The sequence below is a fragment of the Microbispora siamensis genome, assembly GCF_016863095.1.
In the GTDB taxonomy this organism is placed as follows: Bacteria; Actinomycetota; Actinomycetes; order Streptosporangiales; family Streptosporangiaceae; genus Microbispora; species Microbispora siamensis.
In genome coordinates this window covers 418630-441557 of sequence record NZ_BOOF01000005.1, presented here as the reverse complement: position 1 = coordinate 441557, position 22928 = coordinate 418630, and the positions used below count along the sequence as shown (strand labels likewise).

General features: G+C 68.6%; 21 protein-coding genes and 1 tRNA gene. 15 read left to right on the top strand and 7 right to left on the bottom strand.

Going from position 1 to position 22928, the window contains the following annotated elements; translation table 11 throughout:
• Positions 1–105: 105 nt before the first annotated feature.
• Together Msi02_RS08480 and aceE are read right to left on the bottom strand one after the other, a co-directional pair.
• A complete protein-coding gene (locus Msi02_RS08480) occupies positions 106–1968 on the bottom strand; it encodes a S1 family peptidase (RefSeq protein ID WP_239108229.1) in 1863 nt (620 codons plus the stop codon).
• A 161-nt stretch (positions 1969–2129) separates the two neighbouring features.
• The gene (gene aceE / locus Msi02_RS08475; protein WP_505745416.1) at positions 2130–4829 is read right to left on the bottom strand and encodes a pyruvate dehydrogenase (acetyl-transferring), homodimeric type; all 2700 of its coding nucleotides are present in this window, start codon (positions 4827–4829) and stop codon (positions 2130–2132) included.
• Between the two features lie 621 nt (positions 4830–5450).
• Between aceE and Msi02_RS08470 the strand changes: the two genes are divergently transcribed.
• From Msi02_RS08470 to Msi02_RS08440, 7 genes are all read left to right on the top strand, one after another.
• Positions 5451–5645, top strand: a complete 195-nt coding sequence (locus Msi02_RS08470) for a DUF1918 domain-containing protein (protein WP_079313603.1) — start codon at positions 5451–5453, stop codon at positions 5643–5645.
• A 10-nt stretch (positions 5646–5655) separates the two neighbouring features.
• Positions 5656–6063 (top strand): YjbQ family protein, encoded by a 408-nt coding sequence (locus tag Msi02_RS08465; protein ID WP_079313602.1) that lies wholly within the window; start codon positions 5656–5658, stop codon positions 6061–6063.
• A 141-nt stretch (positions 6064–6204) separates the two neighbouring features.
• On the top strand, positions 6205–6633 hold the full coding sequence (locus Msi02_RS08460) for a DUF3052 domain-containing protein (protein WP_142618032.1): 429 nt from the start codon (positions 6205–6207) through the stop codon (positions 6631–6633).
• 73 nt (positions 6634–6706) lie between these two features.
• Positions 6707–7162 carry a peroxiredoxin gene (locus Msi02_RS08455; RefSeq protein WP_079313600.1) on the top strand — a complete coding sequence of 152 codons (456 nt, stop codon included), beginning with the start codon at positions 6707–6709 and terminating at the stop codon, positions 7160–7162.
• A 72-nt stretch (positions 7163–7234) separates the two neighbouring features.
• Entirely contained in the window at positions 7235–7561 is a 327-nt protein-coding gene (locus tag Msi02_RS08450; RefSeq protein ID WP_079313599.1) for a hypothetical protein, read from the top strand.
• Positions 7558–8526, top strand: a complete 969-nt coding sequence (locus Msi02_RS08445; protein ID WP_239108228.1) for an ROK family protein — start codon at positions 7558–7560, stop codon at positions 8524–8526. Before Msi02_RS08450 ends, Msi02_RS08445 begins: the two co-directional genes overlap by 4 nt.
• Positions 8527–8541: 15 nt before the next feature.
• Positions 8542–8613 (top strand) — tRNA-Val (locus Msi02_RS08440).
• A gap of 60 nt (positions 8614–8673) precedes the next feature.
• Here the strand turns inward: Msi02_RS08440 and Msi02_RS08435 are convergent.
• Positions 8674–9834: a tyrosine-type recombinase/integrase gene (locus Msi02_RS08435; RefSeq protein ID WP_204047806.1), complete on the bottom strand. Its 1161-nt coding sequence runs from the start codon at positions 9832–9834 to the stop codon at positions 8674–8676.
• Between the two features lie 422 nt (positions 9835–10256).
• On the opposite strand from Msi02_RS08435, the gene Msi02_RS08430 reads away from it, so the two are divergent.
• Positions 10257–10976, top strand: coding sequence for a 2-phosphosulfolactate phosphatase (locus tag Msi02_RS08430; protein WP_204047805.1), 720 nt, complete (start codon positions 10257–10259; stop codon positions 10974–10976).
• Between the two features lie 315 nt (positions 10977–11291).
• On the opposite strand, the gene Msi02_RS08425 is transcribed toward Msi02_RS08430, so the two are convergent.
• The gene (locus tag Msi02_RS08425) at positions 11292–11585 is read right to left on the bottom strand and encodes a hypothetical protein (protein ID WP_204047804.1); all 294 of its coding nucleotides are present in this window, start codon (positions 11583–11585) and stop codon (positions 11292–11294) included.
• Positions 11582–11923, bottom strand: coding sequence for a hypothetical protein (locus Msi02_RS08420; protein WP_204047803.1), 342 nt, complete (start codon positions 11921–11923; stop codon positions 11582–11584). Before Msi02_RS08420 ends, Msi02_RS08425 begins: the two co-directional genes overlap by 4 nt.
• A 308-nt stretch (positions 11924–12231) precedes the next feature.
• On the opposite strand from Msi02_RS08420, the gene Msi02_RS08415 reads away from it, so the two are divergent.
• The 7 genes from Msi02_RS08415 (at position 12232) to Msi02_RS08385 (ending at position 20268) form a co-directional block, all read left to right on the top strand.
• A complete protein-coding gene (locus Msi02_RS08415) occupies positions 12232–13659 on the top strand; it encodes a helix-turn-helix domain-containing protein (RefSeq protein ID WP_239108227.1) in 1428 nt (475 codons plus the stop codon).
• Positions 13656–14207, top strand: a complete 552-nt coding sequence (locus Msi02_RS08410; protein ID WP_204047801.1) for a flavoprotein — start codon at positions 13656–13658, stop codon at positions 14205–14207. The genes Msi02_RS08415 and Msi02_RS08410 overlap by 4 nt, the downstream gene beginning before the upstream one ends.
• Positions 14208–15720: 1513 nt before the next feature.
• Entirely contained in the window at positions 15721–15924 is a 204-nt protein-coding gene (locus Msi02_RS08405; protein ID WP_204047800.1) for a hypothetical protein, read from the top strand.
• A 232-nt stretch (positions 15925–16156) separates the two neighbouring features.
• Positions 16157–16501: a DUF6247 family protein gene (locus Msi02_RS08400; protein WP_204047799.1), complete on the top strand. Its 345-nt coding sequence runs from the start codon at positions 16157–16159 to the stop codon at positions 16499–16501.
• 808 nt (positions 16502–17309) lie between these two features.
• Positions 17310–17696 carry an AQJ64_40280 family protein gene (locus tag Msi02_RS08395; protein WP_308441788.1) on the top strand — a complete coding sequence of 129 codons (387 nt, stop codon included), beginning with the start codon at positions 17310–17312 and terminating at the stop codon, positions 17694–17696.
• A gap of 347 nt (positions 17697–18043) precedes the next feature.
• Entirely contained in the window at positions 18044–19006 is a 963-nt protein-coding gene (locus tag Msi02_RS08390; protein ID WP_239108226.1) for an RNA polymerase sigma-70 factor, read from the top strand.
• An 80-nt stretch (positions 19007–19086) separates the two neighbouring features.
• Complete coding sequence (locus Msi02_RS08385) at positions 19087–20268, top strand: NAD(P)/FAD-dependent oxidoreductase (RefSeq protein WP_204047797.1); 1182 nt, start codon at positions 19087–19089, stop codon at positions 20266–20268.
• 618 nt (positions 20269–20886) lie between these two features.
• Here Msi02_RS08385 and Msi02_RS08380 read toward each other — a convergent pair.
• On the bottom strand, positions 20887–21546 hold the full coding sequence (locus Msi02_RS08380) for a response regulator (RefSeq protein WP_204047796.1): 660 nt from the start codon (positions 21544–21546) through the stop codon (positions 20887–20889).
• On the bottom strand, positions 21543–22766 hold the full coding sequence (locus Msi02_RS08375; RefSeq protein WP_239108234.1) for a sensor histidine kinase: 1224 nt from the start codon (positions 22764–22766) through the stop codon (positions 21543–21545). The genes Msi02_RS08380 and Msi02_RS08375 overlap by 4 nt, the downstream gene beginning before the upstream one ends.
• Positions 22767–22928: the final 162 nt, after the last annotated feature.

Sequence of the window (22928 nt, the reverse complement as noted above, 5' to 3'; positions counted from 1 at the left end):
CCTCTCCCCGGGCGGTGGCCGTACGGCGGCCGCCGCCCGCCGGCGTACGGCGGCGACGCCCTTCGCGGCAGGAGGGTGAGGACCGTCACCCTCCTGCTCTTCTCGTCACGCCTCCGGCGGGCGGTGCTGCAACTGGCGGCGCAGTTCGGCGATCTCCCGCTCCAGGTCGGCGACGTCCGGCGCGTTGGAGCCGGCCGGGTCCTGGTCCGGTGTGGCCTGCGGCCGCTGGTGCCCGTAGGGCGAGGGAGCGGGACGGACGTACTGCGTCGCGCCGTCGGGCCGCTGGGGGTCGTAGCCCCCGCCCGGCCGCTGCGCGTCGTAGTCGCGCGGGCGCGGGGCCTCGTAGCCTCCGGCCGTCCGCCCGGCCTGGTGGCCGTTGGCCGGCGGCAGGCTCTGCGGCTGCCAGCCCTGAGGCAGCACCTGGCCGTTCACCGGCTGCCGGTCATAGCCGGCGCCGACCTGTGCCGGGTAACCGCCGCCGCCGTTCACCCCGGGGTAGGGCCCGCCGTACGCGGGCGAGGGCGACTGGCCCTGCGGCGAGGAGGGGGTCTTCTTGCGCCTGCGCATGAGCACCAGCAGCAGGAGACCGCCGCCGACCACGATCAGCACACCGGCGCCGATGGCGATCCACAGCCACATCGGCTGCGGGGTCTCGTCCTTGCCGGACGAGATCGCCTGCTGGGAGTCGGTGATGTACTTCGCGACGTACGGGTGGCCCGGGAACAGCGCCTGCACCTCGCGGAACTTCGGCAGCGCGTCCTTGTAGTGCCGCTGGAAGAAGTCGTCGAGCGCCTCGTTGTACTTCGTCGTCGTCAGCGACGCGGAGGGCTTGACGTTCTTCTCGTTGAGCTTCTCCTTGATGATCGAGACCGGGAGCACGAAGCTCTCGTTCTCCGACGCCTCGCCGTTCTCGCTCACGGTGCCGGCGATCAGCATGCCGACGACCTTGCCCGCACGGCTGAAGACCGGGCCGCCGGAGTTGCCGTGGTAGGAGGGCGCCTGCGTCTGGATGTACGGCACGCCTTCCTGGGTGCTGCGCTTGGCGTTGTACGGCCCCTCGGTGAGCGCGGGGTCGAGCTTGGACTCCAGGCTGAACCACGGCGTGTTGGTCACCAGGCCGGGGAAGCCGCTGATGTAGAGCGTGTCGCCGGTCTGCACGTCGGTGTCGTCGCCGAGCGGCACGGTCGGCAGGTTCTGCTGGCCGTTGACCTTGAGCAGCGCGAAGTCCTTGCCCGGGTAGCTCTCGCCGACCGACACCAGCTCGGCCGGGACCTCCTTGGCCGTCTTGTCGACGCCGCCGCCGGGCAGGCTCTGCAGGACCGACAGGCTCTTCTGCAGACCGCGGATCTCCAGGTGGGTGCTGTTGAAGGTGACGTAGATCTGCTGGACGAGTTCGAGCATCTCCTTGTCGGCCTCGAAGTTCCGCAGCGCGTTGATCATCTCCTTCGCGTCCTGCTTGTTGAACTTCTCCAGCGCCTGCTGCGCGAAGGTCTGCGACAGCTCCTCGTTGCTCATCTCGACGCAGTGCGCGCCGGTGACCATGTAGCCGTCGGGCGTCACCCACCAGCCCGTGCACATGCCGCCGACCTGCGCCTTGACGGTGCGCTCCGGGCCGACGGGCTGGAGATAGCGGTCGACGTCGGCCGCCACGCGCTGGAAGAAGAACTTGGCGATGCTCCGCTCGTCGGAGGGGATCTTGCCGGCGAGCACGGCCTGGGTCGCCTCGTTGGTCAGCTGGTCCCACGCGGCCTGCTTGGCCTGGCTGCTCGGGACGACGACCTCGCCCGAGTACGTGATGCTGGTGAGCTGCACGGCGGGGTGGGTGCGCGCGGCCAGCCGGGTGCCGACGGGGACCTCGTCCCCGGTGTCCGCCGAAGCGGGCGCGGCCACGACGAGCAGGGCGAGGGCCGCCACCGCGGCCATCCCCCCGGTCAGTCTGCCGAAGTATTTCCTGAGATTTCCATCCACGGCAGCAAGCGTGATGGAACGGTCTTGTTTCTTGCTTGGAGGTGGCTTGGGACCGGACGGTACCGCACTGCAAGTCCGCTTTCGCGCCGCTCAGGTGCGGTGAGGGGGCCGGAGACGACGGCGGCCCCCGCCGAGACGGGGGCCGCCGGACGATCCGCGGATCAGACGCCCATCGACTGGGTGTCGTTGGTCTCCGGGGTCTGCTGAGCCGACACCTCGGTCACCCCGTTCTTGAGGTGATAACGGGCGACGGCCTCCTGCAGCGTCTCGGCCTTGACCTCGCCGCGCCGCACGAGCTGGGTCAGCACCGCCAGCGTGATCGAGGCCGCGTCCACGTGGAAGTGGCGGCGCAGCGCCGAACGCGTGTCGGACAGGCCGAAGCCGTCGGTGCCGAGCGAGGTCCAGTCACCGGGCACCCACTGGGCGATCTGGTCCGGGACGGCGCGCATGTAGTCGCTGACGCCCACGAACGGCCCCGGCACACCCGACAGCTTGGTCGTCACGTACGGCACGCGCTGCTCGGCGTCGGGGTTGAGCAGGTTGTGCTCCTCGACGGCCAGGGCGTCCCTGCGCAGCTCGCTCCAGGAGGTGGCCGACCAGACCGAGGCCGACACCCCCCAGTCCTCCGCCAGCATCCGCTGCGCCTCCAGCGCCCACGGGCCGGCGACGCCGGACACCAGGATGTTCGCCTTCGGCCCGTCGCCCGTCGCCGGGGCGTAGAGGTAGAGGCCCTTGAGGATGCCCTCCACGTCCACGTTCTCCGGCTCGGCCGGCTGCGGGTAGGGCTCGTTGTAGACGGTCAGGTAGTAGAAGACGTCCTCGGGGTGCTCCCCGTACATCCTCCGCAGGCCGTCCTTGACGATGTGCGCGATCTCGAACGCCCACGCCGGGTCGTACGCGACGGCGGCGGGGTTGGTCGAGGCGATCAGCGGGGTGTGGCCGTCCTCGTGCTGCAGGCCCTCGCCGTTCAGCGTGGTGCGGCCGGCCGTGGCGCCGAGCAGGAAGCCGCGGCCCATCTGGTCGCCGAGCTGCCACATCTGGTCGGCGGTCCGCTGGAACCCGAACATCGAGTAGAAGATGTAGACCGGGATCATGTGCTCGCCGTGGGTGGCGTACGACGTGCCCGCCGCGATGACCGAGCCCATCGAGCCCGCCTCGCTGATGCCCTCGTGCAGGATCTGACCCTCGGTCGACTCCTTGTACGACAGCAGCAGCTCGCGGTCGACCGCCTCGTACGTCTGCCCGTGGGGCGAGTAGATCTTGGCGGTCGGGAACATCGCGTCCACACCGAACGTGCGGGCCTCGTCCGGGATGATCGGCACGAACCTGGCGCCGATCTCCTTGTCGCGCATGAGGTCCTTGAGCAGGCGGACGAACGCCATGGTGGTGGCGACGTTCTGCTTGCCGGAGCCCTTGCGCAGGCCCGAGTAGACGGGGTCGCCGGGGAGCTTGAGCGGCTTGGCGCGTACTACCCGCTTGGGCAGGTAGCCGCCGAGCGCCGCCCGGCGCTCCTTCATGTAGGCGATCTCGTCGTTGTCCTCGCCCGGGTGGAAGTACGGCGGGAGGTCGGCCTCGAGGTCCTTGTCCGGGATGGGCAGGTAGAGCCGGTCGCGGAACTCCTTGAGCTCGGCCTTGCTCATCTTCTTCATCTGGTGCGTGGCGTTGCGCGCCTCGAAGTCCTTGCCGAGCGTCCAGCCCTTGATCGTCTGGGCCAGGATGACGGTCGGCTGGCCGACGTGCTCGCGGGCCGCCTTGAACGCGGCGTACACCTTGCGGTAGTCGTGGCCGCCGCGCGACAGCTTGCGGATGTCGTCGTCCGACATGTGCTCGACCATCTTGCGCAGGCGCGGGTCGCCGCCGAAGAAGTGCTCGCGGATGTAGGCGCCCGACTCGACCGAGTAGGTCTGGAACTGTCCGTCGGGCGTGGTGTTCATCTGGTTGACCAGCACGCCGTCGACGTCGGCCGCCAGCAGCGGGTCCCAGTCACGGCCCCAGACGACCTTGATCACATTCCAGCCGGCGCCGCGGAAGTACGACTCCAGCTCCTGGATGATCTTTCCGTTGCCGCGTACCGGGCCGTCGAGCCGCTGCAGGTTGCAGTTGATGACGAAGGTGAGGTTGTCGAGCTCCTCGCGGGCCGCGACGCCGATCGCGCCGAGCGACTCGGGCTCGTCCATCTCGCCGTCGCCCAGGAAGCACCAGACGTGGCTGCGGCTGGTGTCCTTGATCTTGCGGCTGAGCAGGTAGCGGTTGAACCGCGCCTGGTAGATCGCGCCGATCGGGCCGAGGCCCATGGAGACCGTGGGGAACTCCCAGAAGTCCGGCATCAGCCGGGGGTGCGGGTAGGAGGGCAGGCCCTTGATCCCGTGGGACAGTTCCTGACGGAACGCGTCGAGCTGGGCCGCGTCGAGGCGGCCCTCCAGGAAGGCGCGGGCGTAGATGCCGGGGGCCGCGTGGCCCTGGATGAAGATCTGGTCGCCCGACTCCCCGTGGTCCTTGCCGCGGAAGAAGTGGTTGAAGCCCACCTCGTACAGCGAGGCCGCGGACGCGTAGGTGGCGATGTGGCCGCCGACGTTGGTCCGCGCGTTGGCACGGGTCACCATCACCGCCGCGTTCCAGCGGATGTAGGCCCGGATGCGGCGCTCGACGTATTCGTCCCCAGGGAACCAGGGCTCGCGCTCCGGGGGGATGGTGTTGATGTAGTCCGTGCTGCGCAGGCCGGGCACGCCGACCTGGTGTTCGCGGGCGCGCTCGAGCAGCCGGAGCATCAGGTAGCGGGCACGGGTGCGGCCCTCGGTCTTGATGACGTTGTCGAGCGATTCGAGCCATTCGTTGGTCTCGCTCGGATCGACATCAGGCAACTGGCTGGGTAGGCCGTCACTGATGATCGAAAAACGCTGGCGTCCGGAAGCCACTGGGTCTCGCCTTCCGAGAATGGACTTTGTCTCGTCGGATCTGTTACGTCTGTGTTGCCTGCTGCGATGCGGTCAGCGCTCGATCGCGGCGTTGCGGTCTTCTTCCATCCTGTCTCGTCCCACCGGAAAGCGCATCTCTACTTCCCGGTAACCGAACCGTCCGCGCTGGCTGCGGGGCAGGTCTTGGCCTAGACCACCGATGGTAGGACGATTTTTACCCACCATCCATTCCCGGTCGCCGCCGGGGGCGTCGCAAGGTCGCCGGCGTCACATCGTGCCTGGTCGGAACCTCCGTACCCGGCCTGACCGCGCCCTATCCGAAAGGCCGGGCGAAGTGGCCGCGCCGCCGCGGTCGTGACCGTCCCGTCGTCGTCTCCGGAACCGTCTGCCTCGCCTGTCTCCACGTCTGCGGTGCATTACCGAGGTCGCGCGGACGGGACTGGAGGCGGCATGTCGGCAGCGTAACGTTTTGGTATGAGTTGTCCCTCCCTCTGTGGAGAGGGGGGTTTCTCCTCTTTCCAGGTGGCGATAGCCGTACCAGGCTCAGGAGAGAGAGGGGGGATCGAGATGCACGCAGCGGTAGGGGACCGTCTGGTGGTGCACGGTGCGGTCGTGGGCGACCACGAGAAGCACGGTGTGATCGTCGAGGTCCGCGGTCCCGGGGGCGGCCCGCCGTTCCTGGTGCGGTACGAGGACGGGCACGAAGCGCTCGTCTTCCCCGGTCCGGACGCCGTCGTCCTCCCAGCTCAGCGCGAATCGTAATATCGCGGATGTGAAATCGACGGTGATCGAGGTGCGGACCGGCGCGCGCGAGCGCGTGCACGACATAACGAAGGAGTGCGCCGATTTCGCGCGCGAGTGCGGGGGAGACGGGCTGCTGCACGTCTTCGTCCCGCACGCGACGGCGGGCGTGGCGCTGCTGGAGCTCGGCTCGGGCAGCGACGAGGACCTGCTGGCCGCCCTGGGCGACCTGCTGCCGGCGGACGACCGGTGGCGGCATGCGCACGGCTCCCGTGGGCACGGGAGGTCGCATGTCATGCCCGCCTTCATTCCGCCGTACGCGACCGTTCCCGTCCTCGGGGGCAGGCTGGCGCTGGGGACCTGGCAGTCGGTCGCCCTGATCGACCTCAACGTCGACAACCCCGACAGGCGTGTTCGTTTGTCGTTTTTGACCGATTAAGAGATAACGGTGCGGGTCACCCGCCGTGGCGACCGTTGACGACGACGGGTCGCAGCGTGTGGACTGTGCCGAAGCATGGCTCTCAACGAGCCGGGACAACCGCAGAACTGGGCGGGGTCACCCCAAGCAGGAGGGATAAACGTGAGCGCGACCGCGGGTCAGGCGCAGGACGAGCGCGGCCTGGCCGAACGACTCGGCCTCAAAGCCGGTCAGGTGGTGCAGGAGGTCGGCTGGGACGAGGACTGCGACGAGGCGCTGCGCCAGTCCATCGAGGAGCTGACCGGCAACGAGTTGGTGGACGAGGACTACGACGACGTCGTCGACGTGGTGCTCCTCTGGTGGCGTGACGGCGACGGCGACCTCTTCGACGCGCTGAGCGACGCGATGACGGCGCTCGCCGACGGAGGCCAGATCTGGCTGCTGACCCCCAAGGCGGGTCGCGAGGGCCACGTGGAGCCCAGCGACATCGGTGAGGACGCGGCGACCGCCGGGCTGTCGCAGACGAGCAGCGTGAGCGCCGCCAGGGACTGGTCGGGCACGAGGCTCGTCGCCCCGAAGGCCCGCCGCTGAGTATTGCCCTGCCGTACGGCCCGGGGATGCCGTACGGCAGGATGATGGGCGGACACCTGGGGAGGGACTGCTCATGACGGTAGAGGTCGGGCAGCGGGCTCCGGACTTCGCGCTCAAGGACCAGCACGGCGTTCCCGTGCGCCTCTCCGACCTGCGGGGCAAGACGGTCATGCTCGTCTTCTATCCCCTGTCGTTCAGCCCCGTCTGCCACGGCGAGCTCGCGGCCATCCGCGACGAGCTCGCCGGCTCCCTGCCTCCGCACGTCCAGGTGCTGGCGGTGTCGGTCGACTCGATGTTCAGCCAGCGCGCCTGGGCCGACCAGGAAGGCTTCTCGTTTCCCCTGTTGTCGGATTTCTGGCCCCACGGTGCGGTCGCCCGGGCGTACGGTGTCCTCGATGAGGACAGGGGACTCGCGCTCCGGGGCACGTTCATCATCGACGGCGAAGGCGTCGTGCGCTGGAAGGTCGTCAACCCGATCGGTTCCGCACGCGATCTCGACGAGTACCGGAAGGCGCTCGCGGAACTCTGATCGTTTGATTGCCCGCCCCCGGGCACTGAACATATTCGACTCCGACTCCGACTCGCCCCATTGGAGGCCACGATGCCCTGCTACAGGTGCGGGGCCCGGCAGACCGACCCCGTCCGCGGCGCCAGCCCCTGGAAGCGCGCGGTGCGCCACGAGGCGCAGGTCCTCGTCTGCCCGGACTGCCAGCGTGTGCACGATCTCGATCTCGACACGTGCGCCTCGTGCGGCTCGATCGCGCTGATCTGCCGCCTGGGGGAGATCGAGTGCCGCTCCTGCGGCGAGGTGCGGCTCGCCCGCGCCGATGAGCCGCTCGTCACGGCCGGCACGCCGGCGTGCGCTCGCATGCCCGGCCTCGCCGCGGAGGTGGAGGCGGCCCTCGACCGCGTCCTGGGCCGCTCGTGACGCAGCCCGTGCCGTACGTGGTCGCGCTCGACGTGGGCGGCACCTCGATGAAGGGCGGCCTCGTCACCCGGCGGGGCGAGGTCACCGTCCTCGCCGGGCGTCCCACGGGGCGTGAGAACGGCCCGGACGCGGTCGTGGAGGCCGTGCGCGCCTACGTCGGCGAGATTGCCGATCTCGGCCGGTCCCGGTACGGCGCCCCGCCCGCCGGGGTGGGCCTGGCCGTCCCGGGCATCGTCACCGCGACCACCGCCGTCTACTCGGCCAACATCGGCTGGCGCGACGTGCCCGCCGAGGCGTTCACGCCTCCGGGCGTCCCGGCGCGGCTCGGCCACGACGTCCGCACGGGCGGCCTGGCCGAGAGCGTCTTCGGCGCGGGCCGCGACGTCGCCGACTTCCTCTTCCTGCCCATCGGCACCGGCATCGCGGGAGCGGTGGTGCTCCGCGGCGAGCCGTACGGCGGCGCGCACGGCTGGGGCGGCGAGATCGGGCACGCGTCCGTCTGGCCGGCGGGGGAGAAGTGCGCCTGCGGGCAGATCGGCTGCCTGGAGACCTACGCCTCCGCCTCGGCCGTGGCCCGCCGCTTCACGGCGCGCTCCGGCCGTACGGCGACCGCGAAGGAGGTCGTCGAACTCGCGGTCGCGGGAGACCCGGTGGCCGCCGAGGTGTTCGGTGAGGCGATCGAGGCCCTGGCCATCGCGCTCGCGTCGTACGTGCTCGTGCTCGACCCGGCCCTGATCGTCATCGGCGGCGGCCTGGCGGAGGCCGGTGCGGCCCTGTTCGAGCCGCTGCGGGAACGGCTGGCCTGTCGGCTGGCCTTCCAGGAGCCCCCACCCGTACGCCCGGCCGCCCTGGGCCCGCGGGCGGGCATGCTCGGCGCGGCCCTCCTCGGCTGGCAGGCGGCGGGAGACGACGACGCGGGCGCCGACTGGACGCTCGATGTGCTGAGAGGCGGGTCGGTGTCGTAAGGTGTAGTCCGGTCCGGGCGGTTAGCTCAGCGGTAGAGCACTCGCCTTACAAGCGAGGGGTCACTGGTTCGAACCCAGTACCGCCCACCTGCGAAAAGAGCCCCGTCTCCCATCAGGGAAAACGGGGCTCGTGCCATTAACGTGCCATTAGCGGACGCAGTCGATCTTGTTCAGTGACCACTCGCCTCGGTCGGTAGGACCTGTGCGATCTTGCCCGTTCATGACGTCGGCGATCTGGTGGTCCGCCTCCGCCGTGCGATGCTGGTAGATCATCGCCGCGCGCACGCTGTCATGGCCCATGCGTGCCATCAGGTCACGGAGGGAAGCGCCGGCACTGGCCGCGATCGTGTTCCCGGTGTGGCGAAGATCGTGAAAGTGGAGCCCGGGGACGCCGAGCTTGCGTGTCGTCTCGCTCCACTTGACGGCCCGCCGGAAGTTGCTGCGCCGCAGGATGCCGCCGTTCGCCCCGGTGAAGACGAGCGCGGTCGGTTCCGACTCGGTGAACTGGTCGAGGTGCTGACGCAGCGCCGGAATGATCGCCTCTGGGATCGCTACCGTCCGCAGACCGGCACGGGACTTGGGCGGCCCGACGAGGAGTTCGCCCGTGTCCAACTCGACGTGCTGTTGCCGAACGCTGACGGTCCCGGCGTTCAGGTCCAGGTCCATTCGCCGCAGCGCCGCGACCTCGCCCCACCGCAGGCTCGCGAAGGTGGCGAGCAGGATCAACGCGCGTAGCCGTACGGGCATCAGGTCGGCGAGCTGGAAGACCTGGGCCACCGTGAGGACCGGCCGCTCTTCCGACTTCTCCTCTCCGGCACCTCGAATGCGGCAGGGGTTGCGCGGGATGAGCTGGTCGTCCGTCGCGGTCATCAGCACGGCCCGCAGGAACCGGTACGCCTTTGCGATCTCCGTTGCACCGACGCCGTTGCTCGCCAGGGTCGCCCGCCATTCGCGGACCATCTCCGTATTGATCTTCCCGAGGGCGACGTTGCCGAAATACGGAGCGACGTGCCGCCGGAGAAGCCCGCTGTAGATCTCGACCGTCCGGGGACGCAGCTCCGTCCGCTCGCTGATCCACTTGGCCGCGTAGTCGCCGAGCTTGACCTTGGACCGCTGAGGGTCCGTCCAGTCCCCGGTGACCATCTTCGCTTCGAGCAGCGACAACGCCCGCTCGGCGTCGCGCTCCCGCTCGTACGTCGTCTCTCCGCTGCGCAGCTTCCCGTCCGGCGCCGGATAGCGGATCTGGAAGCGCCCGGACGGCAGCTTGCGGATGCTCCCGAAGCGGCGGTGACCTGCCTTGTTCGCCATCAGGCCGCCCTCGCTTCCGTTGCCGAAAGATTCGGCCCGTCCCCGAGCGCCTGGAGCTGGTTCATGTGGTTGCGCCAGCGCTGGCGTTCGTGCACCGAGCGGAGCAGCCGCACGCCGATCGGGGCCAGCTCGGGATCACCTGGCTTGACCGGTCGCCAGACGTAGCGGTGAGGGTCGATCGACGCCGGGGCGGGCGTACCGCTCCAGGGAGCGGGCCAACAGCATCGGAGGGGAGGTTCCGTCCTCGGCGTCGTGCGTGAGCGCGTGTGCCTTGCGCCCGCAGAGACCGTGTGCGGGTGACGCATGCGGCAATTGAGCAGGCGCGTCGCTGCGCTCTGCTTTGAGACGCAGGCAGCCGGAGATGTCGCATTCCGAGACGGTCGAAGAAATGCGTGTCAATGTCTGGGTGCTTCGGGTCAGGCATGCGCGATCATGACCGGATGGAGACTCGTTTCCTTGCCATCGCTGAGCTGGTCGAAGCCCCGTCCGCGGCGGTCGTAGTCGACGTCATGCGTGCCTTCACAGTGGCTGCCTGGGCCTTCGCTCAGGGAGCGGAAAAGATCGTTCTTGCTAAGTCGCTGGACGAAGCCCTGGCACTCAAGGCTCGCCACCCGGATTGGGTGGCGCTCAAAGACGGTCCGCTGGCGACCGGGTTCGACACCGTCAACTCGCCGGGCGTGCTGCGGTCTGTCGACCTTGGCGGACGGACCGTTGTGCAGAAGACCACCGCAGGAACGGTCGGCGCCCTTGCGGTCAAGGAGGCGTCGCTCGTGCTGTGCGCCGGCTTCGTGGTGGCGGAGGCAACGGCTCGGCTCTTGCGGACACGCGGGTGCGGCAGCGTCACGTTCGTGGTAACCGGCGACGACGGGCGCGCCGATGAAGATCTGGCGTGCGCCCAATACATCGCCCAGAGGGCCACCGGGGCCGGGGCGGACGCAGCTGAGTTCCTCCGCCGCGCCGCCGAGTCACGCGCCGCCGCCGAGTTGACGGAAGGCGTGCGCCAAGGAGCCCATCCTGATGACGTCGCACTCTGTCTTGAACTCGACCGGTTCCCCTTCGCCATGGTGGCGGCCTTGGAGGACTCGCTCATGGTCCTCCGCCCGTGCGCCGTGCCCTCACTGACCGACGAGGCTTCGATCTGATCGCTGGTGAGGTCCGACCCTCGCCATGCGAGAGCCGTCCTCCGGACGGGTATGCGGCATCAGCTGCATGTCCCGACGACGGTGGTTCGGGTGTCGAAACGGACGGAGGCGTGGCGGGAGCGTGCCAGCAGCATCGGAGTAGAGGTGCCGCCTTCGGCGTCGTGTGTCAGGGCGCTGTGGCGAGCCGGTGGAGGGTCCAGCCGTCCAGGTCCTCGACGTCCTCGGGAGAAGCGAGCGGGTTGGCGAGTAGTCGGGTGTTCTCCTCAAAGCTCTCCTCGGCACGAGGGTAGGAGGTCGACCACGCCGCCAGCCCGTCTATCGGACCTGACCAGTCAGCAGCGCCGACCAGGTCTCCCAGCCCTGCCCCACCCGCCAGCGGTGAGTCTCGCTGATCTCAGGGGCGTCCTCGTTCTGCACAGTGCGCCGGATGAAGGCGACACCGCCCGACTGGCACAACTCGTAGAACCGTGCCTGACAGTCGCAGGTCCAGGCCAGGACCCGGACGCGTCGCGAGGGTGTCGGCTCCCACCACTCCAGTTCCCGGAAGTTGCCCCGGCGGATGGGGACGTGTGCGCTGTGCAGACGGTTCGGCTCGTCCAGATCGTTCACGAGCCCTCGCCAGCAAGGTACGGAGGGCACGGGTGGACGCGGCGAAGCTGCCCGTACCGATGCGCCACCCGGCGCGCGGCGGTGACGACGTCGGAGGCCGGGGCGAAGGCGTAGACCGGCCGCCCGCTGGTCGAGGTCCGGCCCGAGCGCCAGCGGAACCAGTGACCATCGGTCCAGACGACCAGCTCGACCCAGACCGACACCAGCGCCAACCCGTACCCCTCGTGCACGTCGGCGGCCACGCCGTACTGCTCCAGCTCCACACGCAGCCGCTCCGCAGTGCGGGCAGCGGTGACCACCGGGGGCCGCCGACCGTACACGAGCTGATCGGCACCCATCACGCCGCCACCGGCACGCCGGTACCTGCGCAGTCGAAGCACTCGACCGCCGTCAACTCCACGGCCATACCGTCAAGCCGAAGCCGGGCATCGGCCGAGGACTTCCGAACGAACCGCCAGCCTTTCCCCCGGCAGGCTCCGCATCTGTCCATCTCCGTAACCATGGGATCAAGGGTCGGAATTCTCGTTCTCCCAGCCCATCCCCGCGTGGCATCCCTTGACGGGATAGGTCGCGACCGCGTAGCAGTGGAAGGCACTTTCCATTGCCCGCCCCGGTGCGAAGGGAAAGCCCGCGGATGCCGCCACGCATGGCCGAGCCGTACGAGGTCCCCGCCTCGCTATGGCACCGCCCCGACATGCTCGCCGCGCTCAAGACCCGCGACATCGGCGCAGTCTTCCGCCTCGTCCGCCAGTACGGCGGCTTGAGCCAGACCGCGATCGGCAGCCTGACCGGCTACAGCCAGGGCAAGGTCAGCGCCATCATGAGCGGAAGCCAGCAGGTCACCGCCCTGGAAGTGTTCGAGCGCATCGCCGACGGCCTGCACATGCCCGACCAGGCCCGCATGGCTCTCGGCCTCGCTCCTCGCGACCTGGCCGCCGCAGCCATCCCACGGCAGGATGCCCGCCCGGCATTCACCTCCGCACTGGCTCCACTTACCGTTGATCTCGTCCGACACGGAGAGGACGAGACCGAAGTGCGACGTCGTGACTTCGTCGGCCTCGCGGGGGCCGCCCTGTTCAGTGCCGTAGTAGCCCAACCCCTCAGCCGCGACGAGGAAGCCGCAGGCGCCGACGATCTCGCCGCAGCCCTCACCGAATACCCGGTCGCCGGCCCCCAGCTCCCGGAGCTGTCGCAACTTGCCTCCGCCGTCGCCCGGGCGAAGCGGACCTACCAGGCGTGCCGATACTCCGAGGTCGCGGCGATGCTTCCCGCGCTGATCCGCTCTCTGCGCCTCGCGTGTGCCACGCTCGACGGGGACGCCCGGCTCAAGGCGCACGCCCTGTCCGCCGAGGCGCACCACGTGGCAGCCTCCATCCTGCTCAAGCAGGAGGACAAGGGCCTCGCCTGGCTCGCCGCCGATCGCAGCGTCCACGCCGCCCAGGCCAGCGAGAGCCCGCTGATGATGGGCTCAAGCGCTCGCATCATTACCCACGCCCTGATGGACGGCGGCCACCACCGAGCAGCTACCGGCATGGCCAGCAGCGCCGCCCAACGCCTCAACGCCGCCCTGGCCCAGCCGTCCCCGAACGACCTGTCGGTGTACGGGACACTTCTGTTGCGCGGGGCCGTCGCCGCCGCCCAGCACAGCAACCGGCACACCGCCGCCGAACTCCTGGACGAGGCCGAGGACGCAGGCCGACGACTCGGCTACGACGGCAACCACATGTGGACCGCGTTCGGCCCGAAAAACGTCCTGTGCCACCGCGTGAACATCGCCCTCTCACTCGGCGACGCGGGAACCGCGATCGAGAACGCCCGCAGGATCGACATCAACGCCCTGCCCATCAACGAGCGCAAGGCGACCGTCCTCCTGGACACCTCTCGCGCGTTCCTCGCCTGGGGCAAGCACGACCGCGCCCTCTACATCCTGCGCGCGGCCGGTGACATCGCCCCCGAGGAAATCACCACCCGCCCCGCCACTCATAGGCTGGTCCGCGACATCCTCGCGACCGCGCCCATCAGCATCCGACGCGAAGCGCGAGAGTACGCCGAATCCCTTGGAGTCACCGCGTGACCAACACCGGCAAGGTCCTGTACATCATCGTCTGCGCCGCAGGACCGGCCGGCGACGTCGGCAAGCTCGTCACCATGGCTCAGGACGACGGATGGACCGTCCAGATCGTCGCCACCCCGAACGCGCTCGACTTCATCGACGTGCCCGCGCTGGAGAAGCAGACCGGCCGCTCCGTGCGCAGCCAGTACCGCAAACCAGGCGATCCCAAGCCGCCCCGGGCGGACGCCATCATCGTCGCCCCCGCGACCTACAACACCATCAACAAGTTCGCCCAAGGCATCGCCGACACCTACGCCCTCGGCCTCCTCGCCGAAGCCCCCGGCCTCGGCATCCCCGTCGTCGTCCTGCCCTTCGTCAACACAGCGCTAGCCGCCCGAGCCCCATTTCGGCAGGCCGTCGAAGGCCTACGCGTCGAGGGCGTAATCGTCCTCCTTGGCCCCGGCCTTTTCGAACCCCACGCCCCAAGCACTGGAGCCGACAGCATCGATACCTACCCCTGGCCCCTTGCTCTCGAAGGCATCAACTCAACTCGGTCTGATCGCCCTTAGCGGGCCGAGCCTTCAGAAGCAGCACGATCCAAGCAGCCATCACGCCGAGCCCGGCCAGTAGAAGCCACAGCCTCGCCGCCGGGTCCCAGTCCAATGCCTGCGGTAGCCATTGCAGTGTGATCCAAACAGACCCGAGGATCTGCGCCCACCCTTAAGGCCGCCATCGAACGCTCCGCGCCCGACCGGGTAACCATCCCGGCTTGCCTCGTATGGCGAGCACGTAGATCCCGAGGATCAGGCTCAAGGCCGCCAGCCCGATCAAGCCCCACGCTAAGGGGTGAATCAGCGCTCGATAAGTCTCATCTGACATTGACGTTCGGCTCCATACTGTGCGCGTGAACGAGACCGAGCGCTCTCCCGCTCATAAGTATCCCGGTGGGGGTCGAAGTCGAAGTCTGCCGAATTGTTCTTTTAGGAATCAAGGGCGGCGGCGCGGCCCGCGCCGCCGCCACGGCCCCGCGCCGATCCCCGCGCTGCGCGTGCGGCCTGGGGGCCGTTCTCGCGCGGGGCCGGCGGCAGGCCGGCACCGCACCGCCTCGCCCCGTACCCAACGAACGCGACGCAGGTGGCCGCGCCCCACGCCCCGCTTTCGATCGCCAGTGCACTGCTCTACGCGATGACATCCCAGTCACCTATTCTGAGCTTCCACCGCATGACGAGGAGCCGCATTGGCGACGGACGAAAACCTCCTGATTCCCAGCGCCTACGAGCTGGTCGTGGGAGGTGTGTTTCTCCTACTCATGGCGGGGTTCTTCATTCTCGTCGTCGTTGTTCTCGTCAAGCTCCTACGTCGCCTTTAATGCCTCCGGCGGGGGCCTCGGCTCCGGGATGATCGCGACGAGCACGAGCCGGGTCCGTAGTGGCTGAGGTGGGCCTGATCGTCCCGCCTGCCGCGACCCAGGCAGAGCCCAGCAGCCCGACTCCTCCAGCTCAAGCCCATCCGTGGCTGTTGGCATCCGATGATCGAGGAACGGCGGCCGGTTGAGGTACACGCGAGGACGGGCTTGACCTTCCGTCGCCAGCCCGCTGCCGCTTCGCGGTGGGTCGAGGCAGACGGGAAGATCAGGCAGGGGAGATGCGTGCAGGTCTGCACCTCGCAGTACACCCCTTGATCGCCGTGCCATTAGCGTGCCATTAGACGGCGGAGAGATGGCCGACAAGCCATGATCAGAAGAGGTTGCGAGCTGCGCCAAGAGGGAAGATCGCCGTGCCATTAGCGTGCCATTACGGCAGCTTGGAGACGGTCGACGGGGGAGCGGTGTCCCAGGTCGGCGCGCAGGTCAGCGTACCGCCGGGAGCGATCTTAGCTCCTTACAAGCGAGGGGTCACTGGTTCGAACCCAGTACCGCCCACCAGCCAAAACAAGCCCCGTAGCGATCACGCCACGGGGCTTCGTGCCGTCAGTGTGCCATTGGCCGTGGCTCTTAACTCGTTTGAGCTTGCTTGCTATACACCGGCTTCATCGTCGAGGTGTCGCCATGCCCTTCGGCGCGTCTGAGGGCAGACTGTGGGCGTGAGCGCCAACCCCGAGGAACCGTGGCACCCAATGGACCAGGTGCCGGAGTCGGAGTCGCCGTCCGCTCCGAAACTGGTTCGCGGGCGGGAAGCCGAGCCTGCCCCAGCGGAGCGCGACCTCCCGTTCTTGGCATCGTTCGAGGCTCAGCCGGACCTCGCCGAGCGGCACGAGGAAATCCTGCGCTCGGAGATGGGGCGCTGACATAGCCCCTGCGACGCCGGTCTCCTTCTCGCTGCCGGCCACGCCAGGGAAGAGCACCACCGTGCGCGTCCGAAGCTGCTTCGCTAGGCAGTGGGGCCGTTGCTCGTGCAATCTCCAATGATCAGTGAGGCCGGTTACCTCTTGAAGTCGCGCGTCTGTCCGCAGACTGAATCACCTCTCGAGTCTCGTGATCGCCTGGGCCGGCCCGAGTACCTGTACGTACACTGGCCACATGAGCGCGCAACCGCAGGAGTTCACTCCCGAAGGTCCCCTTCCGGAGAAGAATCTGCGTGCCATCCGCAGAGCGTTGGTCGTGCCGCAGGACCGAGATGGGTTCGACGCGGGTCTTGACGTCGTCCTGGCTGAGGTCCGCGCCAGTTTGGACCTTGGTCGGCTGAGCGAGTTCATCCACACCTGGTGGCTCATTGCGTGCGACTCGATCAAGGACCCGCAGGGCCGCAGGGATCTCTACGAGCGGTCTGCCCGCGTCCAGGAAATGGCCGACGCCGGCAAGCCGATCCCCCGGGGCGACAAGTCGTGGCGTCAACTCCTGATGGAGCGCGGGGTCGAGCGGTAGGTGTACTCGATTGTTGAGCCCGATCCTGTCGCTCAAGAACAAATCGCGGCCCTTCCCGAGGACGCCCTCCGGTATCTGGCCGGGATACTGGACCTGATCGAACTGGAGCCCTGGGCCGGCGGGCCGCAAACGCCCAGTAAGCCGGATGGCAACATGCGGGTCATGCCGTTTGGAGAGCGGGGGCTCGTGACGTATCTAGTGCTCGAGCCCCAACGCGAGGTATACATCGTCCGCGTGCAGTGGATCTAGTGCATCGAGCGGTACCCGGCTGAACCCCGATTGAGGTCTCTGCCGAGGCCTCCATGTCGAGGTTGTCGCACAGTTCCCGACTGGTCGTAGCAGCGCGCGAGTGACTATCTGGATGACAATGGCCGTGGACGAGCCTGGACGGCGGTGGAAACGGTGAATCGTACAGCCAGGTGAGGGCGGGTGCCGGTGCTGGTCCTGGCCTTTCCTGAGTTGACTTACAAGCGAGGGGTCACTGGTTCGAACCCAGTACCGCCCACCAGCCAAAACAAGCCCCGTAGCGATCACGCCACGGGGCTTCGTGCCATCAACGTGCCATCAACTTTGGATCTTGGCATTTTGATCTTGCGATTCATCGCGTCGGCGATGACGGCTTGGTGTGCCCGCCGGATCCGTCTCCGACGCCTTCTCCTTCGCTCCTCGGCGCGATAGTAGAGCGCTGGTATCGATCGCTTCGGGGGCGTCCAGGGCTGCGCGTTCCGCTCGCCAACGGTGAACGGAGGGGCAAGGGCGGGAATGCGAAAATGGCCGTACCTGACAAAAGATCGGAGCCGGGGTGAACATGCGCGCCGAGGTGGAGTGGGTGGACTCACGGCAGAGGCTGCCGGAGGACGGAATGCCCGTGGCCGCCGCGATTACGGGCCGTTTCGCGTCCGACGATGTGGACGGGCGCGATCCGAACGCCGGGCAGGAATTCTGGCTGGTGCGGCCGATGTACTTCACCACCCGTCACTTCGATGAGGACGGGCGTGAGTACCACGACTGCTTCGTCGACTCTGACGGTGTCGTCCGCCTGCCCTACGGCCGGGACCGTGAGGACCACCAGATTTGTGACGACCCGATCACTCACTGGGCCGAGCTGCCTACCCTGCCGGGCACGACCGTGCATTACCTGGTGGGCGAGGAGGCGAAGACCGCTCGCGAGAACGCCTTGGGCGAGGGCACATAACGGCGTTAATGGCGCGCTCGCGATCCCATGATGCACGCAGATCGCGGCCCTGCCGGACGATGCCTTGCGGTATCTGGGCTTGCTTGGCGACTGCGGTCCACCGGCCCAGGGCTCAAATTCAATCAGGTCCAGCACCCCGGCCCGTACGCCAAGGTCGGGGCGGGTGCCGGTGCTGGTTCCGCCCCTTCCTGGGCGGGGTGATCGTTCGCTGTGGGCGCTGGCTGATGTCGCCCGCCTCTCGCTGGGTAGGGGCAACGAGTACCGAGGGACCGAAGCCGATCTGGGGCGGCATGTCGACGGCTCACGCTACGGTCAAGGCGGACCCGGTGTGGACGCGACCTGCGCGCATGCCCGATCATGGGGCAATGTCGCTCCGCACGCACGAGGCCGATCTGTTCGAGAGCTCCAGGGGCCGTTTGGAGGCGATCGCCTACCGGCTGCTGGGATCGGCCGGCGATGCGGAGGACGCGGTGCAGGATACGTACCTGCGCTGGCATGCGGCCGACCGGGAACGGATCGAGACGCCCGAAGCGTGGCTCACGAAGGTGCTCACCAATCTCTGCCTCAACCAGCTCACCTCGGCGCGGGCCAGGCGGGAGACCTACGTGGGGCAGTGGCTTCCTGAGCCGGTGCTGGACGGAGATCGGATGCTCGGCCCCGCCGACACCTTCGAGCAGCGTGAGTCGGTCTCCATGGCGATGCTCACCCTTATGGAGCGGCTGTCCCCCAATGAGCGCGTCGTGTATGTGCTGCGCGAGGCGTTCGGGTACGCGCACCGCGAGATCGCGGAGATTCTGGACATCACCGAGTCGAACTGCCAGCAGATCTACCGGCGTTCCAGGCAGCATCTGGCTGCCGAACGATCCCGTACGGAGATTGATGCGGTCGCCGCGCGGAAGATCGTCGAGGAGTTTCTCGCCGCGGCCCTCAGCGGCGACACCGAGCCACTGATTCGGCTGCTCGCCGACGACGCGGTCAGCGTGGCCGACGGCGGCGGTAAGGTCGTCGCTCGCAGGACCCCGATCATCGGAGCGATGGGCATCGCCCAGTACCTGCGTGGCATGTTCCAGCGGAGCGACTCCAAACGAGCCCTCGTCGGCGGCGATCCCGTTTTCTACGCCGTCGTCGTCAACGGCGGTCCTGCCGTGCTGGTCGAGGTCGGCGAGCAGATCATCGGCGTGCTCTGCCTCGATGCGACCCCCGAAGGCCTCGCCTCGATCCACATCCAGGTCAACCCCGACAAACTTCAGCGCATCGCGCGCCAGTGGGCGGCCGCTGGACCTCATCGCCCGCTCCCGGCGAGCTGGTGACCCACATCACATTTGATCCCTGTCAGGGATCGCGCGCCTGTCCGGTTCAGGAGGTGAAAGCAACCAGATAGGAGCGAGTCATGAAGCACCGCATCGTCGTCCTGGGAGCGGGGTACGCCGGAGCCAACACCGCCGGTCGCCTCGCCAAGCGGCTGCACCGCGACGACGTCGAGATCACCCTGGTCAACGGCGATCCGGAGTTCGTCGAACGGGTGCGCATGCACCAGCTCGCGAGCGGGCAGGATCTGCAGCCTCGCGCACTGCGCGACCTCTACGCGGGCACCGGCGTACAGGTCCGGATCGCGCGGGTCACCGCTGTCGATGTGGAAGGCAAGACCGTCGATCTCGACGGTGAGACCCTCGCCTATGACACCCTCGTGTACGCCCTGGGCAGCGCCATCGCCGATCACGGCGTCCCTGGTGTCGCCGAGCACGCCTACAACGTGGCCGGCAAGCAGGCCGCTCTCCGACTGCGGGCGCGCCTGAGCGAGGTGAAGCCCGGTGGGACCGTGCTGATCGTGGGCGGCGGGCTGACCGGCATCGAGGCGGCCACCGAGATCGCCGAAGCCCACCCGGACCTTGAGGTCGCGATCGCCGCCCGCGGTCGCGTCGGCGGCTGGCTCAGCGACAAGGCCCAGCGCCACTTGCGCGGCGCCTTGGACCGGCTCGGCATCACGGTCCACGACCACGTCGACATCACGCGCGTCGAACCGGACGGCGTGGTCACCGGTACAGGCAGCAAGATCCGGGCCCAGGTGACCGTGTGGACCGCGGGTTTCACCGTGCACCCGATCGCGGCCGCCACCACCCTTGAGGTGTCCGACACAGGCCGGATCGTCGTCGACGCCAGCATGCGATCGGTCTCGCACCCCGATGTGTACGCCGTCGGCGACGCCGCGCTCGCCATGGGCGCGGGTGGCAAGCCGCTGCGGATGTCCTGCGCCTCGGCGAACCCGATGGCGTGGCTGGCAGCCGACGTCATCGCCGCGCGCTTGACTGGTCGCAAGGTTCCCGAGACCACGATCGGCTACTCCCTGCAGTGCATCAGCCTCGGACGCCGCGATGGAATCATCCAGCGCGTGACCCCCGACGATCAGGTCACGTCCACCGTCTTCACGGGCCGGACCGCCGCCCGCATCAAGGAGATGATCTGCGCTAGCGCGGCCTGGAGCGTCTCCCACCCGACCATGATGATGCCGAGCCGCCGCCGCCACCTCGCGGTCACCGGCGCAGTGGAGACCCGACCCCTCACGCGGTCATGACGAAGAGCGTCGCCGGGCGAGCGTGGTTGCCCGCTCGCCCGCCCGCTGCATACGAGCGAACTGCTTGGGGGTCCCCTGTCGCTGATGCGGCTGCGTCCGATGCGGAACTCAGGCCACACCTCGGAAGCACCACCTGGCCTGTCTCAAGCTGCTCCGCCAGGCGGAGGGACCGTTGCTCGTGCCGTCACCGGCTTGCTCGCCGAGGTCGGACTGGACTTTCGACCCCGTAACCCCAGCCATCAAGCCTCTCTAGTCATCACACTTCCACCTATGGCGTGTTCGGCCTCCTCCTCCATATGGCGATTCTCGCTCTGAGGTGCCCAGCAAACCGGCAACCGGTCATTGTTGCGGTCCTTCGGGCTCACATAATCCACGCCAACCGTCTCGGCGGAGTCGCCATGCTTTTCGCAGATCGAATAGCTCGCTTCATTCCAGTTGGCGGCGTGTGTGCAGGGCGTAGAGCTGTCGACGTTCAATCCCTTGATGCCGGCGCAATCTCTGAGGTGATCACTCCATATGGAGTCGCATGTTGCGATCTGCAGGAAGATGCCGGCGTGGAGATCGCGTAAGCAATTGACTCTCATGTTCAACCCGAATGCGCCTCTTCGGCGCAGTGGGTCAGTGGCCGGGGTGGACGAGACCGCATTCGTAGGCGAAGACCACGGCCTGGACTCGGTCGCGGAGACCCAGCTTGGCGAGGATGCGGGTGACGTGGGTCTTGACCGTCGGCTTGCTGAGGTAGAGTTCCGCGGCGATCTCTGCGTTGGAGCGGCCTCGGGCGATGAGCCTCAGTACCTCGAGTTCGCGCGGGGTCAGCGTCTCGAGCCCGGCCGGGTGCTCGGAGCCCGGCCGTGGGCGGCGGACGTAGTCCTCGATCATCCGCCGGGTGATCTCCGGTGCCAGTAGTGCCTCGCCCGCGGCGACCGTACGAACGGCTCCGGCCAGCTCGCGCGGTGGTGCGCTCTTGAGCAGGAAGCCGCTCGCCCCGGCCCGCAGCGCCTGGTAGACGTACTCGTCCTCGTCGAATGTCGTGAGCATGAGGATGCGCGCTCGGCAGTGGCCGCGGTTCAGCAGGTGGCGCGTCGCCTCGATGCCGTCCAGGCGGGGCATGCGGATGTCCATGAGGATGACGTCGGGCTGCAGCACGGACCCCCGGTCGATGGCCTCGATGCCGTCGACCGCCTCGCCGACCACCTCGATGTCGTCCTGACCCTCCAGGATCGAGCGGAAACCGCCGCGTACGAGGGCTTGGTCGTCGACGAGCAGGACCCTGATCATCGCTGGCCCGCCTCCAGGGGCAACTGCGCCGTCACGGTGAAGCCGCCGCCGGGCGTGCCCGCTGTCTCGAGCGAACCACCGTAGAGCCCGACCCGTTCGCGCATCCCGATCAGGCCGTGCCCGACGCGGTCGGTGTCGGCTCCGCCCGGCCCGCCGGTTCGCCCGGAGTCGCGGATGCTCACCCGTACGGACTGATCGTCGTAGTGCAACCTGACGTGCGCGGTGGTCGGAGCGGCGTGTTTCAGCACGTTCGTGAGCGCCTCCTGCACGATCCGGTAGACGGTCAGGTCCAGGCCGGGTGGGAGGGGGCGGGCCGAACCCTCCACGGCCAGTTCGACCGGCAGACCGATCGTGCCCATGTGGTCGACCAGTTCGGCCAGGTCGGCCGTGCCCGGCTGCGGCTTGAGCTCGAGCTGGGCCCGTTCCCCGCGTAGCAGGCCGAGCATGCGCCCGAGTTCGCCGACGGCCTGCCGTCCGGTTTCCTGGATCGAGCGCAGCGGTGCTCGCGCCTTCTGCGGGTCGCGGTCGAGCAGGTCCTCGGCGGCGCCCGCTTGGACCACCATGACGCTGACGCAGTGGGCGACGATGTCGTGCAACTCGCGCGCGATGCGGGCGCGCTCGTCGGCAAGCGCGACTCGGATCGCTTCCTCGCGCTCGGCCTCCAGTTGCCGGGCCCGGGCGCGGTCGTCGGAGTGGCTGCGGGCGCGGGCACGCAACACCCGGCCGGCGACGAAGCACACCGCCAAGGGCACCGCGACGAACGGGATGTTGCCGACGGTGCCGGACTCCGGGTTGCGCAGGAACACCACGACCAGGCCGGCCCCGACGGCCGCCACGCCGATGAAGGCCCGCGCCGACACGCTGTGCCGGGCCACCGAGTAGGTGGCGACCAGGATGGGCAGGAAGTCGCCCCACAGTGTGACCGTCAGCGGCGTCGCCAGCATCGGCCCGGCGATCGCGACCGCGACGATCACGGCGGTGGCGAGCGGCGTCACCCGGCGCAACGCCAGGATCGAGGTCGCCACCAGCGTGGAGACGACCACGGCCGGCATCGGGCCGTACGGCGTCGAGTTGTCGAGATGGAACGCGAGGTCGGCCTGGGCGAAGCCGGTGATCGCAAGGGCGAGCAGCGCGTCGGGGAGCAGCCCGGCGGGCCTGTGCCGCAGCCACGCACGCGCCGGCGACTCCGCCCGGGCCTGGACCGGGTCTGTCACGTCCATCACACCCGCAAGTTACTGCGGGCACGCTCGCGTGGCGTCATCCGCAGGTCGCATATCCGGCAGCGCGGTTCGCGACCGGGGTATGAACCGGCGCCGACCCCCGTACGACGACGCCGCGGGTGCGCGGGACCGACGCTGAGGACGCGCCGCCGACGGACGGCA